Below are 23,300 nucleotides of genomic sequence, written 5' to 3' on the forward strand. Positions count from 1 at the left end.
GAGTTCCATGTCGGTCCTGACGACACTGCCGCCCGCCTTCACGCCGGATGAGGTCGCTGGCATAGCGCGCGAGCTCTATGGCCTCACGGGCAGCCTCACTCCACTCGACAGCGAGCGGGATCAGAACTTCCGTCTGAGCGAAGCCGACGGGACGAACTGGGTGCTGAAGGTCGCCAATGAAGCGGAGGACAGCCAGGCGCTGGCGTTCCAGGCGGCGCTATTACGCCATGTGCAGGCGGTCGATCCGGCCCTGCCTTTGCCCCACCTGCGGCCAACGCTCGCGGGCGAGGATCTGGGCAAGACGAGGCAGCGAGGCGGGGCGGAGCATTTCGTCAGGCTGGTGAGCTGGCTGCCCGGGCAGCTCTTCTCCAGCTGCCGCAAGACCGTCGATCTCCATGACAGCCTGGGTGAAATCCTGGGGAGGCTGGATCGCGCGCTGCAAGGCTTCGGACATGCAGGTGGGCACCGGCTCTTCGACTGGGATATCAAGCAGGCTGGGCGGTCGCGGGCGCGGCTCGAATTCATCAACGATCCGGCGCAGCGGGCCATCCTTGAGCACTTCCTGGGGCGCTTCGAGAACGAGGTCGCATCTTCTCTGGCGCGTTTGCGGGCGCAGGTCATCCATGGCGATGCCAACGACAACAATCTCCTGGTCGACGGGCCGATCGGGCAAGAAATCACCGGCCTGATCGATTTTGGCGACGCGATCCACAGCGCGACGATCGGTGAGCTGGCGGTGGCCTGCGCCTATGCCATCCTGGGCGAAGCGGCGCCGATCGATGTTGCTGGCAGAATCGCGGCCGCATACCACCGCGTCTACCCCTTGCAGTCCGAAGAGCTGGATCTGCTGTTCGACCTGATCGCGATGCGGCTGGTTACGAGCGTGACCATCTCGGCGTCTCGGCGGGAGCGCGTGAAGGATAACGCCTATCTCAGTGTCAGCGAAGCGCCGGCTTGGGCAATGCTGGAACGGCTGCGGGCGATGGATTCGGCGCTGGCCACCGGCATTCTGCGGCATGCTTGCGGTTTCGAGGCGGCGCCGGGTGCCAGGGCGGTCGTCCAGTGGATCGCCAACAACCCGGCGCGGCTGCGGCCTGTGCTCGACAAGGCGCCGGCTCTGCTCAGCAAGGCCAAGGTTCCATTCGGCGATCCGTCACACCCGATTGCCAAGGCTTCGGCGGCCCGCCAGCCGGATGAGGCGGAGCGGCTGTGGCGCGAAATTGCCGAGAAGGATGGCATCGAGCTCGGCATCGGTCCCTGGTGCGAGGAGCGGCCGGTCTATTCCTCCGACTCCTTCCGCTCTGTGTTCGCGCCGGACCAGCGACGATCTCTGCATCTGGGGCTCGATCTGTTCGCGCCGGCGGGTTCCAATGTCCGGACACCGTTGGATGGCACCGTGGTGGACCTGTTCGAAACGGATCTGCCGCTTGACTACGGGCACGCCGTGCTGCTGAGGCACGACGCGGATGGCCTCATCTTCCATAGCTTGTGGGGTCACCTGTCGGCGCAGACAGTGCACGACCGCCAGCTCGGCGAGCGGCTGAAGGCAGGGGATGTCATCGGCCAGCTCGGCGCGCCGCGCGAGAACGGGAACTGGCAGCCGCATGTGCACATTCAACTCATCACCTATGAGCCTGCACGTGCCGCCGACATCATCGGTGCCGGCGAGGGGGGCTACCGTGCTGTCTGGGAGGAGCTGTTCCCTGATCCGGTGCACTTCGCGGGATTGTCGACAGAGACGCTGCGTGCCGACGGCAAGCCGAAAGAGGTGCTGCTGAAAGCACGCAAGAGCAAGCTGATCCGCAATCTCAGCATCTCTTATCGCAGACCGTTGAAGATCGTGCGCGGCGAGGGCGTATGGCTGATCGATGAGACGGGACGTGCCTATCTCGACTGCTACAACAATGTTGCACAGCTCGGCCACAGCAACCCTGAGATCATCGAGACGATGGCGCGGCAAGCGGCGATCCTCAATACCAATACGCGCTATCTGCATGACAATGTCATTGCCTATGCCGAAGCGTTGACCGCGACCCTGCCGGCGAAGCTCAAAGTGGCGGCCTTCTGCTGCACCGGCAGCGAAGCCAATGATCTGGCGTTGCGCATGGCCCGCACCCATGCAAGGGCGAAGGATGTGATCACGCTCGACTGGGCGTATCATGGCCATACCCATGCGCTGATCGACATCAGTCCCTACAAATACAAACGCAAGGGCGGCAGGGGACGGCCCGGAACCACCTGGGAAGCGCCGTTGCCCGATGCCTATCGCGCGCCGGAGGATTGGCCCAAGGCGGAAATCGGGAGGCGCTATGCCCAGCCGGTCGCGGAGATCGCGTCGACGCTGGCAAAGGAGGGCAGGGGTATCGCCGCCTTCATTGCCGAATCGTTGCCGAGTTCGGCCGGTCAGATCGTGCTGCCCGATGGCTACCTGAAAGCGGCTCACGAGGCGGCGCGGGCGGCCGGGGCCGTGGTGATCGCGGACGAGGTGCAGATCGGATTCGGGCGAGTGGGTAGCCATCTATGGGCGTTCGAGACCCAGGATGCGACGCCCGACATCATCACCATGGGCAAGCCGATCGGAAACGGCCATCCGATGTCGGCCCTGGTGACGACCGAGGAGATCGCAGAGAGCTTCGCCAACGGCATGGAGTATTTCAACACGTTCGGCGGCAATCCGGTCTCCTGCGCAGTCGGGCTGAAAGTGCTGGAGATCATCGCACGTGATGGGTTGCTCAGGAATGCATCCGCGATTGGCGGTGACTTGCTGACGCGCATGCGTGCGCTAATGGAAAAATACGCGGTGATCGGCGACGTGCGGGGGTTGGGCCTGATGCTCGGCATCGATCTGGTGACAGACCGCAGAAGCAAGGAGCCGGCGACGGAGCGCGCCGGGCGCGTCGTGGAACGCTGCCGCGAGCTGGGCGTGCTGATGGGGACGGATGGTCCCTTCGACAATGTGATCAAGCTGAGGCCGGCCCTCATTTTCAACAAGGCCAATGCCGATCACCTGATGCAAGTGCTAGAGCAAGCCTTCGCGGATACCGAGGAGTGATGCGATGCAAATGAAAACGCATGATCCATCGACGATATTCGCGCCGGTCGGGCCCTATACCCACGGCCTCGAGGTGGTGGAAGCGCGCCGGCTCCTGTTCATCACGGGCACCATGGGATTGGACAAGGACGGCAGAGCACCGGACGGGATCGAAGCGCAATGTGCGCTGGCTTGGCGCAATATCAGCGCAATCCTCGCGGAGGCAGGGATGAGCGTGCGCAACCTGGTGAAGGTCACCTGCTATCTGGCCGACCGATCCTATCGAGAAGCCAACATGAAGGCGCGTGCGGCAGCGCTGGGCGATCATCGCGTTGCGACAACAGTTATTGCTGCGGCGCTGCTGGAGGACGGTTGGCTGGTCGAGATCGAAGCGATCGCCGCCGCGTGATGATCAAGAAACCGAAGCGGCGGTCGGCTCGCGCCTTGCCAGGAGCGCCATGGCGCTTTCCAGGATGACGGCGGCGCGGCGGTCGAAGCTGTGCTCGCGGTGGACGATCTCCGCAAAGGTGCGTCGAGCCGCCCGCTGCGCAGGGCCTTCGTTCAATGCCTGCGCGATGGCGCGATCGATCGGCTGGTGCGGACCAAAGGAGATGATGGCTTCAGAGAAGCCGGCGGGCAGGTCGGCGATCTGATCGGAGATGATGGGCACTCCGCAGGCAAGGACATCGAACACACGATTGGAAAGAATCGCGGCCCGCTGCATGTCAGGCCAATGATCGTTGAGCACGACGCCCGCCTTTCGGTAAAGGTCCGCGACCATCGAGTTCGGGATCAGGGCTCCCTTGATATGGCGCGCATCAATGAGCGCTTCCCACCGCGTTCCATAGACCACTGGAGTCAAGCCGGCCTCGATCGCGGCGCGAACGGCGGGACGGAAGACGTTGCGCGAGTTGCCGACGAACAGAATGTCTCGGCTCCTCGGGGTGTCGGACGGATCGGGAAAGAACAGGTTTTTGTCGGTGCACTGCATCAGCGGCTCCACACGAATTCCCGATTCCGCGGTCCATTGGCGCGCAAGGCGATCCGATGCGACGAAGACTTGGCCGTAAGCCGAAATCTCCTCCGGTGCAACGAGGACGGGATGGCTAATCGCCCACATGATCGAGGGTCGGTCTGGCTTTGGAGCAAACCGCTCCAAGCCGCGCAATACCAGGTCAATCTCGCTCTCCGTGTCGGGCTCGTTCCATGATCGGTGGAAGTCGATCCGGCATCGGCAGCCAAGGCGCTGCAGCGCCTCTGCGAGGCTACGCGCAAAATGATAGTCACCCCACTCATCGCGTACCGCTTCGCTAGGGCAGGCGATCTTGATGGTGAACGACGGCTGCGCCGCGGTGGCCGCGTGTACGGAGAGGGCAGCTGCCGCACCATCCTCCGCGATGCATTCCAGGACTGGTCGATACGAAGCCAGCCCTGCGGGCGCCCACTCCGGCACGTCCGGCGCGTACTGTTGTGTGCGATAGCCGTCGTGGCTGTAGATCTCGGTGTCATTCGGCCTCAGGTAACTCTTCCAACGCTCGGCGAAGGTGCGACGGTTGCTGTAGGCGAAGCGGCCGCGGCCCGGCGTGCCGCCTTCGTGATGGATGACGATTGAGGAGGGCTCCACACGGCACGTCTTGCCCAACTGCGTCTTCAGCCGCAGGCACAGGTCGCTGTCTTCCTGCCCATTGATGAACATCGGATCGAAGCCGTGGAGCGCCGCAAAATCAGTGGCCCGGATAGCAAGGCACGCGCCACTGATCATGTCGAGCGTCCGCGGCTCGTTGACGTGCGGTGCATCGCCAGGAAGGCTGCGATAGAGTTCGTAGGGGATAGAGCCTTGCTCGCCCAGCACCGTGCCGAAGGTCTGGATCGTGCCATCGGGAAAAAGCAGCTTGGGCTGCACCGCGCCGACCGCCGGCTCGGCGAGGGGCGCGACAAGCGCACGCAGCCAGCCGGGGCGCACACGCGTGTCGTTGTTCAGGAACACGACAATGCTGCCGCGGGTCGCGGCAAAGCCGAAATTGCAGCCCAGAGCGAAGTTCAGGTTCTCCCAGTTGCGCACCAGTCGTGCATTCGAATGAGCCGCAACGCATTGGTCGAGCAGGGTGGCTGTCGCGGAATCGCTCCCATTGTCGACCAACACCAGCTCGAACCTGCAGCCAGCTTCGGTATCGAACAGGGAGGAGAGGCAAGCGGCGGTCAGCTCCGGCTGGCCATGGACCGGAATGACAACCGAGACCAGGTCCTGATCGCGGGTGCCGAGGCCGGATTGCAGCCGGGACCAGTCAAGATGGTGCTTGCCCAATACGACGTAGATCCAGCTTACCGGCTCCGAGACCGTGATGCGGTCGGAGCGTGTCAGGCGCCCATCATACACGCAGCCGATGAATGGGACGTAGGCGACCCGCGAGTCCTTCGCATAGCGCAAGATCAAATCCCAATCGGACATGCGCTTCAGGCCCTCATCGCATCCGCCGCGCCTGTCATAGAGATCCCGACGATGCAGGACGACGTTGATGTCGATGAAGTTGCGGTGGCTGAGCGCCGTGTACTCGTACTCCGCGCCTACATAGCGCGCGTGCCAGCCATCGTTCGTTTCCAGAGCAGAATAGACGAGGTCGAGATTCCGTTCGAGAAGGTAGGCGGCGGCAATCTCGAGGAAGTCGGGCCGCCAGCTATTGTCGCTGTCCAGATAGGCGAAAAACTGCCCCTTCGCCTGTGACATCGCGTGGTTGCGCGCGGCAGCCACGCCCCTTCCGCTCGTTTGCAGCAAGCGGATACGCGGATCAGCGAGAAAGGCCTCAACCACCGACTGGGTTGCGTCGATGCTGCCGTCATCGACGATCAAGAGTTCCCATTGATCGTAGGTTTGTGCCTTGATGCTCTCGATCGCCCTCGGCAGAAGCTCGGCTCGATCTCTCGTCGGAAGTACGATCGAGATCAACGGCCGTTCGCGCAGCAAGGTGGCATGACCGTTGCTAGCTCGAATCGCTGCCGCAAACGTGCGTGCCGCTTCGTGATCGAAGCTCTTATGCTGCGCGCTCCTACTGTGCGGCGACGCGATCTGGGCAGATGGAGCGAACGAGGTGCCGGAATCGATCGCGCTATTCGGGCGACGCCCCTCGCTCGCACCGTGACGCAGGAAATGCAGCAGAGGATTGATGCCTGCGGCTGCTACGTCAGGATTGGCATCCAGATACCATTTGGTATCGAACAGCGGGCCAGGACTACGACCTTCCTTGGCACCACATAGGATGAAGTGCAGCAGCGGGTTGAGCTCGGCCTTCGCCACATCGGGATTGCTGGCTAGATACCAGCTGGAACTGAAGAGGCGATTGGGGTCGCGCCCCTCTCGCGCTCCATAGCGGATGTAATGGCGCAGTGGATCGACTTTGCGCGCTGCTACATCGGGATAGGCTTCTAGGTACCATGGCGTATCGAATAGTCCGGAGCCGCGGATGACGTCTTCGGCGTTCGTGGCACGCGACTTGAGCCAGGCAGGAACGTGCAAACGGGCCAGCAAACCGCTCAACGAGGTACCCATTCGAGTATTGATCAACCGCGCAAATCGGTGAGATTCCATCTCACCATCAGCAGATTACCATCGAAATTGTCGGCGGGGTCAAACGACTTTTCCCTCGAAAGGGTTGCGGCCCTGTTTGTCCTCGACCTCGATGACCCACAGATCCGGATCGCGTTTGACCTGACGCTCGATATAGGCGGTTGCGTCCCCCTCCGTGAGCAGGGCGCCTTGCTGGGCGGCGAGCCAGGCGACGCGACCGTCCATATCACGCGTTTGGCTCAGGACTTTGAAGCTCCCGTCCAGGAGATTGAGCTTCACGATCACTGCGCCGCCCCATTGATCGCCTTTGCGCAGCACGGCGGCAAACGTGCCTTCCGCGTTGCAGCGTCGTAGATGGGCCTGGACCCAGAGTTCCGTCGAGAGGCGGCCGTCGGTGCTCAAGAGCGCGCCTTCGACGCCAGTGCGGCGTCGCGGATCTGGGACAACGTCTGCCGCGGGGTGATCACCTCTGCGCTCAGGCGGATCTCGATGAGGGCAGGCCTGCCGGCCTTTGCCGCGCGCTCAAAGGCAGTGGCGAAGCCGGAGGTCTGCTCGACCAACTCGCCGTGCGCGCCATAGGCTTTGGCGAGGGCGACGAAGTCCGGATTGACGAGATCGGTGCCGGAGACCCGACCGGGATAGCTGCGCTCCTGGTGCATGCGGATGGTGCCGTAACTGCCATTGTTCACAACCACGAAGACGACCGGCGCGTTGTACTGCACGGCGGTTGCGAGCTCCTGGCCGTTCATCATGTAGCAACCGTCGCCGTTGAAGGAGACCACCATGCGCTCCGGCGCGATCAGCTTGGCGGCGACTGCAGCGGGCACACCATAACCCATGGTGCCGTTGGTCGGGGCGAGCTGAGTCCGGAATTGGCGATAACGGTGAAAGCGGTGGATCCAGGTCGCATAGTTGCCCGCGCCATTCGTGAGGATGGCGTCGGCGGGCAGGCGCTGCTCCAGCCAGTTCATGATCTCGCCCATCTGGACCGGGCCTTCGACCTGGGGCGGGGTCGACCATTCCAAGTAGTCGGCGTGAGCCGTCTTGGTCTCGTTGTCCCAGGCGCGTGCGGGCAGCGGACCGAGCGCCTTCGCCATGGCGGCAAACTCGGCTGTACCGGAATTGATGGGCAAGGCAGCCTGATAGACTCGGCCGAGTTCCTCCGCACTCGGATGGATGTGCACCAGCGCCTGACGCGGCACCGGGATGCTCACCAGCGTATAGCCGGACGTCGTCATCTCCCCGAGGCGAGCGCCGACGACAATCAACAGATCGGCAGTCTTCACGCGTTCAGCCAACTTGGGGTTGATGCCGATTCCGACATCGCCGGCATAGTTCGCGTGGACATTGTCGAACAGATCCTGGCAACGGAAGGAGCAGCCGACCGGCAGATTCATAGTTTCCGCGAAGGCGCGGACATCGGCGACAGCACCCGCCGACCAGCCGCCTCCGCCCAGGATCATGAAAGGCCGCCTGGCTTGGCGCAGGCGGTCGCGGAGCTCCTCCAACTGAGCGGCGCTTGGGGAAGGCCGCACCGGCTGATAGCAGCCAGCGTCGGCTACATCGACTCGATCGGTCAGCATGTCCTCCGGCAGTGCCAGCACCACGGGACCTGGGCGGCCATTGACGGCACGATGGAAGGCCTGGCTGACATATTCCGGGACGCGGGCGGCATCGTCGATCTCCGCCACCCACTTGGCCATCTGGCCGAACATGCGGCGGAAATCAATCTCCTGGAAGGCTTCGCGCTCGACCTGATCGCGCGCCACCTGGCCGATGAACAGGATCATCGGCGAGGAATCCTGGAACGCGCAGTGAACGCCGATCGAGGCGTTGGTGGCGCCGGGACCGCGGGTGACAAAGCAGATGCCAGGGCGGCCCGTCATCTTTCCGTAGGCCTCCGCCATGTAGGCGGCACCGCCTTCCTGACGACAGACGATGAGCTTGATCTCAGGGGCATCGTGGAGGGCGTCGAGCGCAGCCAGGTAGCTCTCGCCCGGAACGCAGAAAACAGTGTCGACGCCGTGAATCTTCAGCGCGTCGATCAGGACCTGACCGCCTGTGCGCAGGTTGCTGGAAGTCGCCATGGAGTGTCCCTCGTTGACTGGCAGTGACATAGCCGAGCGAGGGACCGGCGGCAAGGAAGGTGGTCCCGTCGGAATGCGCGGATCGGCCGGCAAAACGGCGGCCGATCCTGCCGGAACGCCTAAGCCGATCGGAGCGCGGCGGCGATGCGGCCAATGGCCTCAGCCCCGCTCCGATAGGCGCCGCCACAGGTCGCGACCATCGGCATGGCGACCGCCTCGCCTGCGAAGAACAGCCTGTTTTCGACAGGCCTTGCCAGTTCCTCTCGGGCGCCGAAATGGCCGGGTCTGACCGAGGCATAGGCGCCCAATACCTATGGATCGGTCTCCCCAGGCCGAGACGATCGAGCGGACGAAGTGCCGGCGAATGCCTTCGCCAAAGACTGCTGCGATGCGGTCCAGGACATAGGCGGTTGCCACCTTCTGCCCGGCGCGGGTGAGATGGCTGGCATAGCGGCCGCCCGTCTGGCCCACCACGTAGTTGAAGCCGAAAGGCGGGATGTAGATGGCGAGCGGCTCGGCATCGCCGTCGATAATGGTGAAATTGTTGGGCGCATCGCCGAAGACATCGCGGTCGAAGTAGAGCGCGACCCGGTTGGCCACGCCAGGAGAGAAGCCGTCGATAGCGGAGAGGGTCGGTGCCGGCAAGGAAGGCCGGAACTTGATAAGCCCGGATTGCAGGATGCCGATGGAGACGGTGACGAGCACGGCACGTGCCGTGACGCTGCCGCGGTCTGTGTGCACGAGGACGCGATCGCGCTGCGACCAATCGATCTCCTCCGCGATCGTGTTCAGGGAAACCGGGATGTCGGCACCAAGGCGAGCGAGCAAGCGGCCGAGGCCATCGCGCACGGGCCAATCACCGCCATTGGCGACCTGAGCCATCACGTCTCTGGCGGACACCTGATCCGGGTCGGCCGCGTGGATGACGGAGAACACGTGAGCATAGGGGGCGAAGTAGGGACTGCTCGTGTCGAGCAGCGACAGAACATCACGATCTTCCCGCGGATCGAGGGCAATGCCCGCACCGCTTTCGGCCCAATCGAAATAGGAGGCGTAGGCGCTGCTCTCGGCTGCAGTCCCATGCCGGCCGTTCAGCCAGAGATGAGCAGAGAACGCGAAACCACGATCGATGAAGAAGCCGAGCCGGTCCGCCTCCGGCACCAGCGGGTTGATGTCCGACGTATGCAGCCAGTGGCAACCGAGATCGAACGGCACACCTGGCGCAAGATCCTCGGTATAGGCGCGGCCGCCGGTGCGATGGGAGGCTTCAATGACTTGGTGGGTGAGGCCGGCGTTGATCGCTGCGCGCGAGGCGGCGATACCGGCCGCGCCAGCCCCTATAATGACAAGGTCGAGATCGGGCATTAAGAGGATCTAGACCGGAGGGCGGCGATGCGCCCAGGGCATACGCTGTTCGACGGTTGCGCCGATGCGCAGCGCGAGGCGATCGTCGTGGCGGCGCGCGACGATCTGCAATCCCATCGGCAAGTTGTCCTTCGTCCAGCCGCAAGGGACCGACAGTGCGGGGCACATGCCGAATAGGCTGAAGACCGAGGTCACGTCAAGGCAGCGATAGGCGCCATCCGGCTCCCCTTTCCAATAGCTCGAATCCGTGCCGCCATGTGGCACGGCAGGCTGGGCCATGGTTGGACAGAGCAGGGCATGATGGCGGGAGAGGATCGGCGCCAGATCGTTGCGCCACGCAGCGGTACGCGCAATCTCGAGGCTCTTGAATTCGACGGCGGAGGCTGCGAGACCGTGATCGAGATACGAGACAACCTTCGGATCCATCTTCGCGCGATGGGTCTCCAAAGTGTGGCCGAAGAAGGTCGCGAGGAAAACCTCCCAATGCTTCAGCCAAAGGTGATCGAGCTCGGCGCCCCACGGCAGGCTCACCTCTTCGACCCGTGCGCCGGCTTCAGCGAGGGCATTCGCAGCGGCGCGAACGGCGGCCTCGACCTCCGGATGCCAGGCGCGCTTCCCTAAGTCGAGGCACAAGCCAAGACTGACGTCACGCAGGTCGGTGTCATAGGGCGCGAGGAAGTTCTGCGGCTGCGTGAGGGATTGGATGTCGCGCTCATCCGGCCCTTGCGCCACCTGGAGGAACAGGCTGGCATCGGCGATGGTTCGCGCCAGCGGTCCGAAGTGGGAAAGCTGGTCGAACTCGCTCGGCAAGATCGTGAAGGGAATGCGGCCGAAGCTCGGCTTCAATCCGACCACGCCGCAGAAGCTGGCGGGGATCCGCACCGACCCGCCCATATCGGAGCCTTCGGCGATGGGCATGCATCCAGTGGCAACCGCCACGCCCGCGCCGCCCGATGAGCCGCCAGCCGTGAGAGCCGGGTTCCAAGGGTTACGCGTGATACCCCAGAGCGGGCTCTCGGTGAAGCCGGAATAGGCGAATTCCGGCGTGGTGGTCTTGCCGACCATGATGCCGCCCGCGGCCTTCAACGCCTCGACAATGGGGGCGTCATGATCCGGCACCCAATGCTCGTAGGCGTAGGAGCCGAGCGTGGTTCGCTTACCTTTGGTGGGTGTGAGGTCCTTGATGGCGAAGGGCACGCCGTGCAGCGGCCCGCGGAACTGGCCGGCTTTGGCTTCACGATCAAGTTCCGCGGCAATCGATAGCGCCTCCTCCGGATAGAAGAAGCAGAAGCAGTTCAGCTTGGGATTGATCTCCGCGATGCGAGCCAAGCTGTTCTCCACGACGCGCGCGGCCGTTAGTGAGCCAGCGCGGATACAGCCTGCGATCTCGGTCGCCGGCATGTAGCAGAGGTCGAGATCAACGGACATGACGTATCTTTGTTTTCGGAACGTTAGTGGTGGCCGCCCTGATGCAGGATCTGATCCTTAATGCCGGTTTCGTAGGAACCGCCGGCGGGCGTCAGGACACAAGCCATCGGGAACAGTGACTTGATCAGCTTCTTGCGTTCCAGAGCGATCCAGACGCTTTCATTGGACAGGCCGGAGGCATCTTGGGCCCGCACGATATAAGAGCCGAGATGGAAATGATCCCCGTGCGGCCGCGGCATGTGGGAGATCATGATGTGGCCGGGCTCGCCGCTCGGATCATCGTGCGGAGAGGCAACGCCCTCCATCTGCGATAAAGCCTGGAACAAGGTGAGAGTCTTGAGCTGGAGCGGGTTGAGGTTGAGCGGGTTCTTTTTCTGCGCCATTGACGATTTCCAAAATTCAGCATTCAGTCGCGGAAGTTCACGAATTGGAGCGGCTGCTCGATCTTCAGACCGCGCACAAAAGCGATGGCGTCCTGCAGGTCGTCCTTCTTCTTGCCGCTGACCCTGAGCTCGTCCCCCTGGATAGACACCTGGACCTTCATCTTGCTGTCCTTGATCTCCTTCACAATGCGCTTGCCCAGCGTCTGGTCAATACCCTGCTTCACCACGACTTCCTGGCGCAAGGCGTTGCCAGATGCCTTCTGCGGATCCTTGAAATCAAGGGCAGTGGCATCAAGCTTGCGTCGGACCATATAGCCGCGCAGCAGTTCCTGCATCTGGCGCAGCTTCATGTCGTCGTCGGCGAGGATGGTGATCAGCGCCTCCTTGCGCTCGATCGAGCACTTCGAGCCCTTGAAGTCAAAGCGCGTGCCGATCTCACGCACCACACCTTGGACGGCGTTCTCGACCTCGGCCAGATCGGTCTTGGAAACGATATCGAAGCTCGGCATTGCAGTTTCTCCGGACCATAGTATCAGCGCGCCAAGGCGCGTGGGATCCGTCTGTACCAGAACACCAAAGGCAGCGCACGCATCACGTAGAACACATAGAGCGCCGCCCAGATTCCTTGATTGCCCCAGAACGGCGGGAGGAGCAGGCTGGCGGCAAGGCCGAAAATGGCCGCGATCATCATGCCGTTGCGAATTTCAGCCCCGCGGGTGGCGCCGAAATAGATCCCGTCGAGCTGGAAGCACCAGATGGCGACGAGGGGAGCCGCGGCAATCCATAGGAAATGATCGCGTGCTGTCTCGAGCACGTCGACGTCGGTGGTGAAGTGGGGAAGCAGCTGCACCCCCCATTTGTAGAGGCCGAAGCCGACCAGAAGAGCGAACAAGAGCCCCCAGAAGCTGCCCGCCCAGACCACGCGACCGAGGCGCTGGCGGTCGCGCGCGCCGATCGCCTGCCCGGTCAAGGTTTCCGTTGCCTGCGCGAAACCATCCAGGCCCTGCGCAATGATCGCGACAAAGCCGAACAGAATGTGATTGGCGGCAAGGATAGTGTCGCCCATCCCGGCACCGACGCGCACCAGATAGGCGAGGAATGTCATCAGGACGAAGGTGCGCAGGAAGATGTCGCGATTGACCGCCATCAGGCCCAGCAGCTTTTCTGATTCGATCAGGCGGGATTCCGCACCGCGCGGGGAAAGGACGCGGAACTGCGTGCGCACAATGATAAGGCCCACGCCGCAGGTTATTCCGATGGAGATGGCGGTGGCAGCGGCCGCGCCATCGACACCGCGCCCCATCAGAACGACGAAGAGATAGCAAAGCGCGATGTTCAGCACGTTCAGGAACACCTGCAGCGCCACCATGTCGCGCACCCGCCGCCGCCCCAGGAGCCAGCCGATGACGACGTAGAGCACGAGGTCGAAAGGCGCCGCGAACATACGGATGTGATAGTAGCGGCCCGCGATATCGAGCGCGTCGGACCCCGTGTCAAAGATGGCGAAGCCGAGCATGCCCAGCGGCACCATCAGGAGCATGAGGGCAAAGCCGAAGATGATGGCGAGGCCAAGCGCGCGTAGGAGCGTCGAACGTTGCTCGCTCTCGTCGCGCGCACCGAACGCCTGGGCGGCAAAACCTGCGGTCCCGATGCGCAGAAAGCTGAAGGCCCACAGGATGAAGCCGGTGATCGTGCTGCCCAGCGCGATGCCGCCGAGGTCGAGTCTGGTCCCCGTGGTGCCTACCCAGGCCGTATCGACGATTGCCGGAAGCACCGAGGTCAGATTGGCCAGGATCGCCGGGAGCGCGACGGCCAGGATTCGCCTGTGGACAGGCTGATGGGCCTGGCCGGTAATCCGGGCCGTACGCTCGATTGCGGATTGATCAACGCTCATGACCAGAGGCTCCCCCGAACCAGGCTCCCGCACCGGTCGATACCAGCTGGGAGCTTCATCCCCGGCGCCAGTATAGGCAGGGGCCTTCCAATTGCCAGGGTGCATGCAGGCGGCGGGGCACGTCATGGCCGAAGACTTACGTCTTTGATTCTACAGTCGGAGTCAGGTGGGTGGGCGGCGAGATATCCGTAGCGCTGATGAGTAACAAACGGTTAATGCCCAACGATTAACCTATACATTCGATATAAAGGTCGCGAGGGCCATTATGGGCACCGTCAGGGTGGGTCAGGCGCCAGCAGCCTCCCGAAAGAGCTGTCAATATGAACGTTGATGTGACCACGGCCCTGACCGACGCGATCATTGTCGCCGGCCAAGGGCCTGCGCTTGAAGAATTGTTCACGATCTTGACCGAGGCCGGACTGCCGGCGGAGCGTGTCGTCGACCTCATCGAAGCGGAAGGGCAAATCGAGGAGCGCGGCCGGGCGCTGCTGGTGCTGTTCGCTGCCTCACCGGTTGATGAGGCGCTGCGCATGGTGACGCGCCTGCGCAAAAGCCTCAACTCCGCCACGCTGCCGATTGTGATGCTCGTGGCCAAGGGGCGTGAAGAGCTGATGGTGCGCGCGCTCGAAGTCGGGACGGATGACTGCCTGGAAATGCCGGCCTACGCGCCGCTGGCTGTGGCTCGCGTGCGCGCGTTGCTGGGACGCCTGCGGGACATGGCAGAGGGTGTCGATCAGCGCCAGCGCTTCGATCTGGTGGTGCGCGGTGCCGGCGACGGCATCTGGGATTGGCGGTTGACTGATGATACGGTCTATTTCTCGCCCCGCTGGCGCGAATTGCTCGGCTATCAGCCGGAAGACCGTTTCAGCGCCATGGATGACTGGCTGGCGCTCGTGCATCCGGAAGAATCCGAGACGGTCAAGCGCGAGCTGCGCAACCATCTGGAGGGCATCTCGCTGGCGTTCCAAGTCGAATGTCGGCTGCGCCACAAGAGCCAATCCTATCGCTGGTTCCTGATCCGTGGGACCTCGCAGCGCGACCCTTATGGCCACACCAGCCGCATGGCCGGGTCGCTTACCGACATCAGCGAGCGCAAGCTGACGGACCCGATGACGGGCCTGCCGAACCGGATTGTGCTGTACGACCGCATCAACCAGGCGATCATCAAGACGCGCCGGCGCAAGAACAGCAGCTTCGGCATCATCCTGCTGCAGATCGACCGTTATGAGACCATGCGCGAGGCCTATGGCCAATCCTTCTGCGACAACGTCCAGCGCGTGGTCGCGCTGCGCATCATCGGCATCCTCCGGATGACCGACACGCTCACCGTCATGAGCGACACCACCATGTGCATCCTGGTCGACGTGATGCGTGAGGACACAGACCTGGTGCGCGTGGCGCAGCGCGTGCGCAGCGCGGCGGAGGAGCCGATCTCGCTGGGCGAGGAATCCGTCATGCTGACCCTCTCGATCGGTATGGCGCAGGGCTCGAGCCAACACGTCGGTGCAGACGAAATCATCAAGGACGCGACGGCGGCGCTCAACAAGGCGCGGCAGTCAGGCGCCGGCCACGAGGCGGTGTTCGACCCGGACATGCAGCGGCGTGCGCGCGATCGCCTGCGGATCGAGGCGGACCTGCATCAGGCCCTGCGGCGCGAGGAGTTGCGCGTATTCTGGCAGCCGATCGTCGAACTGGGTCCGAACCGCCTGGCTGGTTTCGAGGCGCTGCTGCGATGGGAGCATCCGACGCGTGGCCTAATCTCGCCGCTCGAGTTCATTCCGGTCGCGGAGGAAAGCGGCCTGATCGTGCCCATCGGCAAGTTCGTGCTGCGCGAGGCGCTGCGCCAGGGCAGGGCGTGGCACGAGGCCGGTGCAACCCAGGACCTGTTCGTGTCCGTAAACGTGTCCAGCCGGCAGCTGGACAGCCCCGACCTGGTGGAAGCCGTCACCATGGTAATGAGCGAACACCCGGTGCCGGCGGGCTGCCTGCATATCGAGATCACGGAAAGCGCCGTCATGCGCGACGTCGCGCGCAGCCAGGACGTGCTGAAGCAGCTGAAGGTGCTGGGCTGCCACATGGCGCTCGACGATTTCGGGACCGGCTACTCCTCGCTCAGCCTGCTGCAGCGGCTGCCGCTCGACTACGTGAAGATCGACCGCTCCTTCATCGCTGCCATGAGCGGCGAGTTCGCGGGCGAGAGCATGGTGGGTGCGATCATCCAGATCGCCAAGATCCTGCGCCTGACGGTCATTGCCGAGGGCATCGAGGCCGAGGCGGACGAATTTAAGCTGCGCACGCTCGGCTGCCAGTTCGGCCAAGGCTACCGCTATGGCAAACCCCTGCCGGCGGTGCAGTGGCAGGACGTGCTGTTTGCCAACCGCCGGTTGGGCGTGGCTCAGTAGATCGGCGGCCTAGTTCCCTTTCCCGCTTGCTCCTGCAGCCAACTCGCGCGCCCGTTCCGCGACCTGGCGCGCCGCTTCGCACAACCAGGATGCGCTTTCGGCCAGCACGTCCGCGCGCTGCCGATGAAGCGCCGAATAGCGGGAGCTGTCTTCCAGGCCAGAATCCGACCGTAATTGCCGGCTGGCCTCAACCAGCGCGCTGTCCTTCAGAACATCCGCATAGGCGATGGACAGCGACTTGACAGCGCGCTCCAGCGGCGAGAGGGAACGTTCAAACGCACGTTCCGCATTTTCCACGATGCGGATGCGTTCGCGTTCCGCGGCCGGAATCGGCCCTTCGAAATGCGCGTCCGTGGCGGCACGCAGAAATCGGCTGAGGCTCTGATGCATCGGTCCTCTCAGTTTCGTCCCCTAACGATACATAACGAGTTGACGAGCGTCAATACAATTTGTATTGGAAGGTCATAAAATGGAGTTCCCAGGTTGATTTCTAGGATTTTCGCTGCACCCATCGTCCTCGCTGTCGTCATTTCAGCCGCGGTGGCCGCAACGCCAGATCGGATGCGATACGCATGGCAAGTCGTCGGGATCAAGGATGGGGACACGTTGACGGTGAACCTGCCGGGGCTGCCGCCACCGCTCAACCCGGTCGCGGTGCGCGTGCGCAGCGTGGACACACCTGAAAGCGGTGGCCGCGCCAAATGTGCAGGCGAGCGCAAGCTGGCGGAGCGAGCGACTCTTTTTACGCGTCAGATGATCTCTGCCGCACGAAGCATCGAGTTCACCTCACCGTCCTGGGACAAGTATGGCGGCCGCATCGATGCGGACGTCTGGGTCGATGGGCAGTTGCTGTCGGAACAGTTGATCATAGCAGGATTGGCGCGGCGCTACGATGGGGGCAAGCGGGCCGGCTGGTGTTGACAGAGCTCAAAAACCCAGCAGCTCCTGATTCTTCAGGACGAGATGGACCGTCCGGACTTCCTTGTCGTCTAGCACGAATTCCTTCTCCGGATTGAATTGCTTCAGGCGCCATTTGGTGCCAGAGCGACGCACCAGACGCTTCAGGAAACAGCGCTCCTCGCCGCCCGGGCACTTGGCCACCAGCTGAATGACAACGTCGCGGCCGGCACGTGGCGGGCGGTGCGGATCCACATAGATCAGATCGCCCGCCTCGTAGACCGGCTCCATCGAGCTGCCTGCTGCATAGATGCAATAGACGCCCTTCCGGTTCAGCTGACCCGGCGGACGGCGCACGAAATCGATCGTCTCTCCGTTCAGTGTAAAGGCACCGTCGGACCCGCATTCCGCTTGGCCGAGGACAGGAACATCTTTCGCAAGGAACCGGAAATCCGGCGCTTCAGACGAAGAGAGGCTGATGTTCGATGGCCCCTCGACATCCTCTTCCGGCGCTTCTTCCGATTGACCGGTGCTGCCCTGCTGTGTGCCACGCGCGGTCGGGGCCGAACCATTTCCGTAAAGCAGCCAGGCGACGTCGATGTTGAGCGCGCGGCTGTAGGCTTCGGCGGCCCGCTTGGAGACATCACGCGTGCCGTTGACGTGGGAACGGACAGTGACTTCGTTCTGGTCCGTGAGACGGGCAAGCTCCGCGCCCGAACCTACGCCCCGCAGCTGCATTGCGTGGCGGAGACGGTGGGATGCGGTGGGGCCGATCTGGTCGGGCATGAGACGGATCGTAACGGAAATTCGATGCTTTGTGTATTGCTTTTGTTCGATACATAGAGTATCGTCATGCTATGCTCAACACCACGCCAGACCCCATCCAGCTTACCGGCTTCCGCGAGCTGATCGCGCGATGGCCAACCACCCGCGCTTTTGCAAGAGATGCCGGCTGCTCACCGACGTTGGTCCGACAGTGGCGGCATCGCGATTTCGTGCCGGCCCACTATTGGCCGCGGATCGTCAACGGTGCCGCCAAGCGTGGCATTCCGCTTATCAACGCCAGTCTGTTGGCGGAGCTTGCGGCCAAGCGGCGCGCGCTGGCAAAAGCGGTGGCGACGTGACGGAACATACGCATGCTTCGCCGGTCCGCAGACGCGAGCGCAACGGCGTCTCGCGGATGATCGGGCGCTGGCCGGATGGCATCCGTTTCGAGGATGCCAACGTGCCAGCGGAAGGTTTCTTCAAAGGAGCGGACCGTGAGGTCGTTGGCGTCTGGCCTGAATCCAGCCTGGCCACAATTGGACGAATCGCCGGCCGTCGCTGACGTTCAGACTGAGGAGGGGTTTGCATGGCGGCCAAGAGACCGAAACGCGCTCGCACGCCTGCGGTATCCGGCAGCAGCGCTCAGCGGAGCCGCAAGGCGGCGGACGCTGCGGACCTGCGCTTGTTGGCGCACGACGCTGCCTTGGCGGCGCTGAAGCGGCTTGCAGACTTGTCGCGCAGCGAGGATGAGCGTGTTGCTCTGGCAGCGTCCCAGGAACTGCTGAATCGGGCCTTCGGCAAAGCATCTGCGGCCGGGGCGGAAGACACTCCGGCAACGCGGCCTCTGATCATCAAGATCGTGAAATTTGGTGAGGTCACCAGGACACAAGGGGGGTAAGGAACCATGATCGAGCGTCGCCTGCGGGCAACGGCATCGAGAGAGGCAGCGCCTCCGGCCGATCCAAAAGAACTGGAGACCATGGCCCGGCGTGTGTGGCGGGAGCGGGGCATCGCGATTCTGTGGCCGGACAAGATCAAGGATGCGTGGGACCGGCAACACGTTCTCAACATCGCCAACGACCTCTACGGCAAGCGGTGAAAGCGATGCCATCACCGGCACGCGCGAGGCCAGCCGGAGAGGCTGAACTGTGGCAAGCGCATCTGGCGGTACTGAGGCACGCCCTTCGCATGCGCAAGCCTGACGCCGTCGCGCGGGTGCGGAGCGAGACGGGAAGGCTGGAGCGCGAGGTCGAGGCGTTGCAAGGACGCAAGGCTCTGGCCGAGCGCACAGGCGGCGATGGGGCGCTGGCCAGCCAACTTACCGAAGCGGTCGCGGAGCGGCTGCGGCGCATCAGCGATCTAGCGGGCTTGATCCGCATGTTCGGCGGAAAAGCCAAAGGCGACGATCTCGGTCCCGCTGCGGAGACCGCCACACGGCCGGCGGCAATCGATCCCATCGACCTGCTGCAAGGCAAGGGCAGGCTGAATGACGATCAGGTGAGGGCGGCACGGGAGATCAGGTGGGTCTATGAGGCGATTACGCGCGCCGGCCGAGCGCGCGTCTCACGTCTTTGCGAGATCGATCCGCCGAAGGGCTGGCAAGAAGTGTCCCTGCCGGAGCGGGCGGCATTCATCCATGCCAAGCGCTTCGTGCCGTGGGCGGAGCGACTGCGGGCGGATGCGCCGGCGACGCTGGATATCGTCCTGCGCGTCGCGGTGCTGGGCATCGCGATCTATCCCGTCGCCCGAAAGCACAGGCTTGGTTGGGCAAGCTGCGTCGCCAAGCTTGCCGACGGGCTCGACCGATACTGGCGACCTCCGAAGGATGGTGCTGGCTCGTAAAGCTGGCTAAGCTCGCCAGCAGGCAATCGCTGTCGAGAGGCCGGGATGGGCTTTCAGATCGCAGACAAGTGGTTCGAGTTCCGCCGCGTCGATGACGACATTACGCTGATCTGGGAGCCGCATGTCGTTCCGCTGATCCGCTGCAACATCTGGCATGTCCGCGGCCGCGATCGCGATCTGCTGATCGATACCGGTCTTGGCATGGCGAGCTTGAAGTCTGCGGCGCAGCATCTGTTCGAGAAGAAGCTGACGACGGTTGTCACGCACGCCCATTACGACCATATCGGCGGGTTCCACGAATTCGACGATCGCGTGATCCACAGCGCCGAGTCAGAGCGGGCAGCTTTGGGTCATAGCGCATCCCTCTATGGCGGCGGAAGGGACGATGCGCTGCTCGAGAGCATTCGCGCCTCCGGCTACGATGTGCCGCCGGAACTGTTCACCGCCGTGCCGGGCGATGACTATGATCCCGGCTCCTATCGCGTGCTGCCGGCGCCGGCGACGCGCATCGTGAAGGAAGGCGACATCATCGACATTGGCGATCGGCACTTCGAGGTGCTGCATTTGCCAGGACACTCGCCGGGCAGCATCGGCCTGTGGGAGTTCAAGACTGGCATCCTGTTCTCGGGCGATGCGATCTATGACGGTCCGCTGCTGGACGAACTACCGGGATCGGACATCCCCGCCTATGTCGCGACGATGAAGCGGCTCCGCGAACTGCCGGTCACCGTCGTCCATGCCGGCCATGATCCAAGCTTCGGCTGTGCGCGGCTACGAGAGCTGTGCGAGGCCTATCTCTCCAGGCGCGCATGAGGGACGGCGGGTGGGGCGCTGCGCCCCGAGTTGCGCAAGGCCTTCCGATTTCCGTGACGGTTTGATACACGCATAGCGGGAAACACTTGACGTTCGTTATAGCCGGCGGCATGATCCAGTCATCGTCGCAGTGCTGGGCGATGATCACGAAATGGGCCACGGCTCTCCATCGATTGGCCACAATTAATGTCCCAGTGAACGGAATGCGCGAGTGGTATCCGGGAACAATCGGCGGTAGCGATCTTACCTCCGGTGGCGGGCAGGTCGAAGCGGGCTGCGATGAAGTGGAATCGCCTTGTTGGCTGGACTGTTCGAGCCTTCTTGACTCTGTTCGTTGCTGTCAATGCGTACGGCTGGCTCGACATACTGGTTCTCCAGCTGGAGGAATATGAACGCCTCGCCGGGTCGGAATCCGCCTGCGGTATCGCCGAGGCTTACTGCTCCTGGCCGGCTTTCGTATTGGACGGAGCGCCTTTGGACGCTCTCGCTGTTGTCTCTGCCGCAGTGTTGCTATGGCGGGGCCTGCCGCGACGAGAAATCGTGCTTGGGGCGATTGCGGCTGCGATCTGCACCTATCTCGCATGGAGAATGTTCGATCGCTTTATGGACTATCCGCAACGGACAGTTACTGCCGATAAGGAAAGCTCGTCAGAAGCAAGCATAACGCGCGAGGTCGTACGCAGATCACCAACTCATAGAGGGTGACATGGCCAACACAAATGATCCGGGGGCTGATGCCGAGTTCCGCGAACGACTGCGCCGCTATGAAGAGCGGACGCATCCGCACTACGCTCTGCAGTTCGATGGAAGCAAGCTGACGCTTCAGGAGAATGATGAGCCGATCATAAGTTGGCCCGCCGTATGGGGTAGGCAGGGAACGCAGGGTCCGGAATATCAATCCTATCGCGACCATGACCCATTGCCGCAGGGCAGCTATCGCGCCAAGGTCAGCAAGATGCAGCACTATGACGATACGAGTACGCTGGATAGGCTTGCTGGAGTTTTCGATCGCGGGACCTGGCGGGGCGGCACGACGGCCTGGGGCAACCATCGCGCGAGTCGCTACCTGTGCGGCGCCGCGGGAGTCGCCGTCGATTCAGGAAAGCATGCAAGGTGGGGCGCTCGATGGAAATCACGTTGCCGAATCAGTGGCGGCCGCGCGATTACCAGCGGCGGCTGTGGACCTATCTCGAATCTGGCGGGAAGCGTGCCGTCGCAGTCTGGCACCGGCGCGCGGGGAAGGACGAGGTGTGCCTGCATTGGACGGCGTGCGCGGCGATGCAACGCGTCGGCAACTACTGGCATATGCTGCCCGAGGCGTCCCAGGCGCGGTGAACCGGCATCCAGACTCGAAGGTTCGTGACTTCATCAATCGCCTGTGTGGCGGCGAGGGCGATGGGGTTCCGATGAGCAGGCTTGGGGACCTGCTGCGGACACTCGATCAGCTGCAGTCAGCAGGTTCATAAGTTACGCCACTGAAATATCCTTCAACGCCTGGCGCACTGAACGCTCCAGCTTATCGATAATTTCATCGAGTTCCGATGCGCTGACATTGTAGGGTGGCGCGAGAATGACCGTATCGCCTGCGATACCGTCGATATTGCCGCCCATCGGATAGCAGATAAGGCCGTTCTCAAGCGATCGCATGCGAATCCGATGATGCAAGTCCAGACTCGCCGGAAACGGCTCCTTGCTCACGCGATCCGCGACGAACTCAAGGCCTATGAAGAAGCCGCGGCCGCGCACCTCCCCCAAAAATTCGATGTCGCCCAGCCGCTCGCGCAGTCGTTGCATCAATTGCGGACCGTCCGTTGCCACGCGCTGCAGCAGCCGGTCCCGGGCCACGATGCGCTGGACCGCGACACCCGCAGCGCAGGCGAGCGTGTGGCCGGTGAAGGTATGGCCGGTCATCGGGCCGCCGGCTTTCGCCTCGAGGACGGCAGAAACCCTCTCATGATAGATCGTGGCGCCGAGCGGGATGTAGCCGCCTGCGAGTCCTTTCGCAATCGCCATGACATCCGGCTCGACGCCGTCATACGCAAGGGCCCGCCAGGTGCCGCAACGACCGGCACCGCACATCACCTCATCGGCAATCAACAAGACGCCGTGCCGGTCGCAGACATCGCGCACGAGACGCGCATAGCCCGCGGGCGCCGGCACCACGCCGCCTGCCGCGCCGACCACCGGCTCGAAAATGAAGGCCGCAATATTTCGTGAGCCAAGATGGACGATCTCTCGCTCCAGCTCCTGCGCGCAATACTGAGCGACGTCGGCCGGCGCCACGCCGACCGGTGGCCGATATGCATTCACCGGCGAGAGATGCGAAACCGGAATGAGGGAGCCCTCGAACGGATCTCGACGCTCCTTGAATTCCGATACCGATAGTGCTCCTAGGGTGTTGCCGTGCCAGGACCGCCGCCGTGCTATGAAGCGCCGGCGTGACGGCTCGCCATTCACGCTATGATAGTGCAACGCAATCTTCAGGGCTGACTCGACCGCCTCCGAGCCGCCAGTCGTGAAGATCATCCTCCGAAAGTGTGGTCCGCAATGGCCAGCAATAATCTCCGTCAGTTCCTCCAGCGGATCACTGGTGAAATTATAGCGATACCCATGTGCCACGCGATCGAGTTGTCGCTTGATGGCTTCGTTGACCTCGGGATGCGCGTGGCCAAGGCAAAACACAGCCGGTCCACCCGACCCGTCTATGTAGTCCTTCCCATGGACGTCAAAGAGACGGCTTCCCCTCCCACAGGCAATCTTCGGCAAGCTCGAATCCGGCACCTCGCCATGAGCCGGTTGCGGGAGGTCGTGCGTGAGGTGGTTCATGGCCG

At 63.1% G+C, this 23,300-nt stretch carries 21 protein-coding genes; 10 read left to right on the top strand and 11 right to left on the bottom strand.

Annotated elements, in window-relative coordinates; translation table 11 throughout:
• Positions 1 to 7: 7 nt before the first annotated feature.
• Together DTX69_RS09610 and DTX69_RS09615 are read left to right on the top strand one after the other, a co-directional pair.
• Complete coding sequence (locus tag DTX69_RS09610) at positions 8 to 3,052, top strand: aminotransferase class III-fold pyridoxal phosphate-dependent enzyme (RefSeq protein WP_119301315.1); 3,045 nt, start codon at positions 8 to 10, stop codon at positions 3,050 to 3,052.
• A gap of 4 nt (positions 3,053 to 3,056) precedes the next feature.
• Positions 3,057 to 3,440, top strand: a complete 384-nt coding sequence (locus DTX69_RS09615; RefSeq protein WP_119301316.1) for a RidA family protein — start codon at positions 3,057 to 3,059, stop codon at positions 3,438 to 3,440.
• A gap of 3 nt (positions 3,441 to 3,443) precedes the next feature.
• Here the strand turns inward: DTX69_RS09615 and DTX69_RS09620 are convergent, their stop codons facing one another.
• The 8 genes from DTX69_RS09620 to DTX69_RS09655 form a co-directional block, all read right to left on the bottom strand.
• Positions 3,444 to 6,575, bottom strand: coding sequence for a glycosyltransferase (locus DTX69_RS09620; protein WP_162917043.1), 3,132 nt, complete (start codon positions 6,573 to 6,575; stop codon positions 3,444 to 3,446).
• Between the two features lie 78 nt (positions 6,576 to 6,653).
• The gene (locus DTX69_RS09625; protein ID WP_119301318.1) at positions 6,654 to 6,995 is read right to left on the bottom strand and encodes a DUF1491 family protein; all 342 of its coding nucleotides are present in this window, start codon (positions 6,993 to 6,995) and stop codon (positions 6,654 to 6,656) included.
• Entirely contained in the window at positions 6,992 to 8,680 is a 1,689-nt protein-coding gene (locus DTX69_RS09630; protein WP_119301319.1) for a thiamine pyrophosphate-binding protein, read from the bottom strand. The genes DTX69_RS09625 and DTX69_RS09630 overlap by 4 nt, the downstream gene beginning before the upstream one ends.
• 159 nt (positions 8,681 to 8,839) lie before the next feature.
• The gene (locus tag DTX69_RS09635) at positions 8,840 to 10,045 is read right to left on the bottom strand and encodes a flavin monoamine oxidase family protein (protein WP_119301320.1); all 1,206 of its coding nucleotides are present in this window, start codon (positions 10,043 to 10,045) and stop codon (positions 8,840 to 8,842) included.
• A 9-nt stretch (positions 10,046 to 10,054) separates the two neighbouring features.
• Positions 10,055 to 11,473 (bottom strand): amidase, encoded by a 1,419-nt coding sequence (locus tag DTX69_RS09640; RefSeq protein ID WP_119301321.1) that lies wholly within the window; start codon positions 11,471 to 11,473, stop codon positions 10,055 to 10,057.
• 23 nt (positions 11,474 to 11,496) lie between these two features.
• Positions 11,497 to 11,856: a hypothetical protein gene (locus tag DTX69_RS09645; protein WP_119301322.1), complete on the bottom strand. Its 360-nt coding sequence runs from the start codon at positions 11,854 to 11,856 to the stop codon at positions 11,497 to 11,499.
• A gap of 23 nt (positions 11,857 to 11,879) precedes the next feature.
• A complete protein-coding gene (locus tag DTX69_RS09650) occupies positions 11,880 to 12,365 on the bottom strand; it encodes a YajQ family cyclic di-GMP-binding protein (protein ID WP_119301323.1) in 486 nt (161 codons plus the stop codon).
• Positions 12,366 to 12,388: 23 nt separating this feature from the next.
• Entirely contained in the window at positions 12,389 to 13,750 is a 1,362-nt protein-coding gene (locus tag DTX69_RS09655) for an MATE family efflux transporter (RefSeq protein WP_162917044.1), read from the bottom strand.
• Between the two features lie 320 nt (positions 13,751 to 14,070).
• On the opposite strand from DTX69_RS09655, the gene DTX69_RS09660 reads away from it, so the two are divergent.
• Complete coding sequence (locus tag DTX69_RS09660; RefSeq protein ID WP_119301325.1) at positions 14,071 to 16,152, top strand: putative bifunctional diguanylate cyclase/phosphodiesterase; 2,082 nt, start codon at positions 14,071 to 14,073, stop codon at positions 16,150 to 16,152.
• Positions 16,153 to 16,161: 9 nt separating this feature from the next.
• Here DTX69_RS09660 and DTX69_RS09665 read toward each other — a convergent pair whose 3' ends face one another.
• Entirely contained in the window at positions 16,162 to 16,542 is a 381-nt protein-coding gene (locus DTX69_RS09665) for a hypothetical protein (protein ID WP_119301326.1), read from the bottom strand.
• 171 nt (positions 16,543 to 16,713) lie between these two features.
• Here DTX69_RS09665 and DTX69_RS09670 point away from each other — a divergent pair, with 171 nt between their 5' ends.
• Positions 16,714 to 17,073 (top strand): thermonuclease family protein, encoded by a 360-nt coding sequence (locus tag DTX69_RS09670; RefSeq protein WP_119301327.1) that lies wholly within the window; start codon positions 16,714 to 16,716, stop codon positions 17,071 to 17,073.
• A 6-nt stretch (positions 17,074 to 17,079) separates the two neighbouring features.
• On the opposite strand, the gene DTX69_RS09675 is transcribed toward DTX69_RS09670, so the two are convergent.
• Positions 17,080 to 17,835, bottom strand: a complete 756-nt coding sequence (locus DTX69_RS09675; RefSeq protein WP_119301328.1) for a LexA family transcriptional regulator — start codon at positions 17,833 to 17,835, stop codon at positions 17,080 to 17,082.
• 71 nt (positions 17,836 to 17,906) lie between these two features.
• Between DTX69_RS09675 and DTX69_RS09680 the strand changes: the two genes are divergently transcribed.
• The 6 genes from DTX69_RS09680 (at position 17,907) to DTX69_RS09710 (ending at position 21,804) form a co-directional block, all read left to right on the top strand.
• Positions 17,907 to 18,173: a hypothetical protein gene (locus DTX69_RS09680; protein WP_119301329.1), complete on the top strand. Its 267-nt coding sequence runs from the start codon at positions 17,907 to 17,909 to the stop codon at positions 18,171 to 18,173.
• A gap of 227 nt (positions 18,174 to 18,400) precedes the next feature.
• Positions 18,401 to 18,712, top strand: coding sequence for a hypothetical protein (locus DTX69_RS09690; RefSeq protein WP_119301331.1), 312 nt, complete (start codon positions 18,401 to 18,403; stop codon positions 18,710 to 18,712).
• Between the two features lie 6 nt (positions 18,713 to 18,718).
• Positions 18,719 to 18,913: a hypothetical protein gene (locus DTX69_RS30080; RefSeq protein ID WP_162917045.1), complete on the top strand. Its 195-nt coding sequence runs from the start codon at positions 18,719 to 18,721 to the stop codon at positions 18,911 to 18,913.
• Between the two features lie 89 nt (positions 18,914 to 19,002).
• Positions 19,003 to 19,656: a hypothetical protein gene (locus DTX69_RS09695; RefSeq protein ID WP_119301332.1), complete on the top strand. Its 654-nt coding sequence runs from the start codon at positions 19,003 to 19,005 to the stop codon at positions 19,654 to 19,656.
• Positions 19,657 to 19,701: 45 nt separating this feature from the next.
• Positions 19,702 to 20,469, top strand: coding sequence for an MBL fold metallo-hydrolase (locus DTX69_RS09700; protein ID WP_119301333.1), 768 nt, complete (start codon positions 19,702 to 19,704; stop codon positions 20,467 to 20,469).
• Positions 20,470 to 21,594: 1,125 nt separating this feature from the next.
• On the top strand, positions 21,595 to 21,804 hold the full coding sequence (locus DTX69_RS09710) for a hypothetical protein (RefSeq protein ID WP_119301335.1): 210 nt from the start codon (positions 21,595 to 21,597) through the stop codon (positions 21,802 to 21,804).
• 132 nt (positions 21,805 to 21,936) lie between these two features.
• Here DTX69_RS09710 and DTX69_RS09715 read toward each other — a convergent pair whose 3' ends face one another.
• Positions 21,937 to 23,295: an aspartate aminotransferase family protein gene (locus DTX69_RS09715; protein ID WP_162917046.1), complete on the bottom strand. Its 1,359-nt coding sequence runs from the start codon at positions 23,293 to 23,295 to the stop codon at positions 21,937 to 21,939.
• Positions 23,296 to 23,300 lie beyond the last annotated feature (5 nt).

The organism is Dongia deserti (assembly GCF_003574735.1).
Classification (GTDB): Bacteria; Pseudomonadota; Alphaproteobacteria; order Dongiales; family Dongiaceae; genus Dongia_A; species Dongia_A deserti.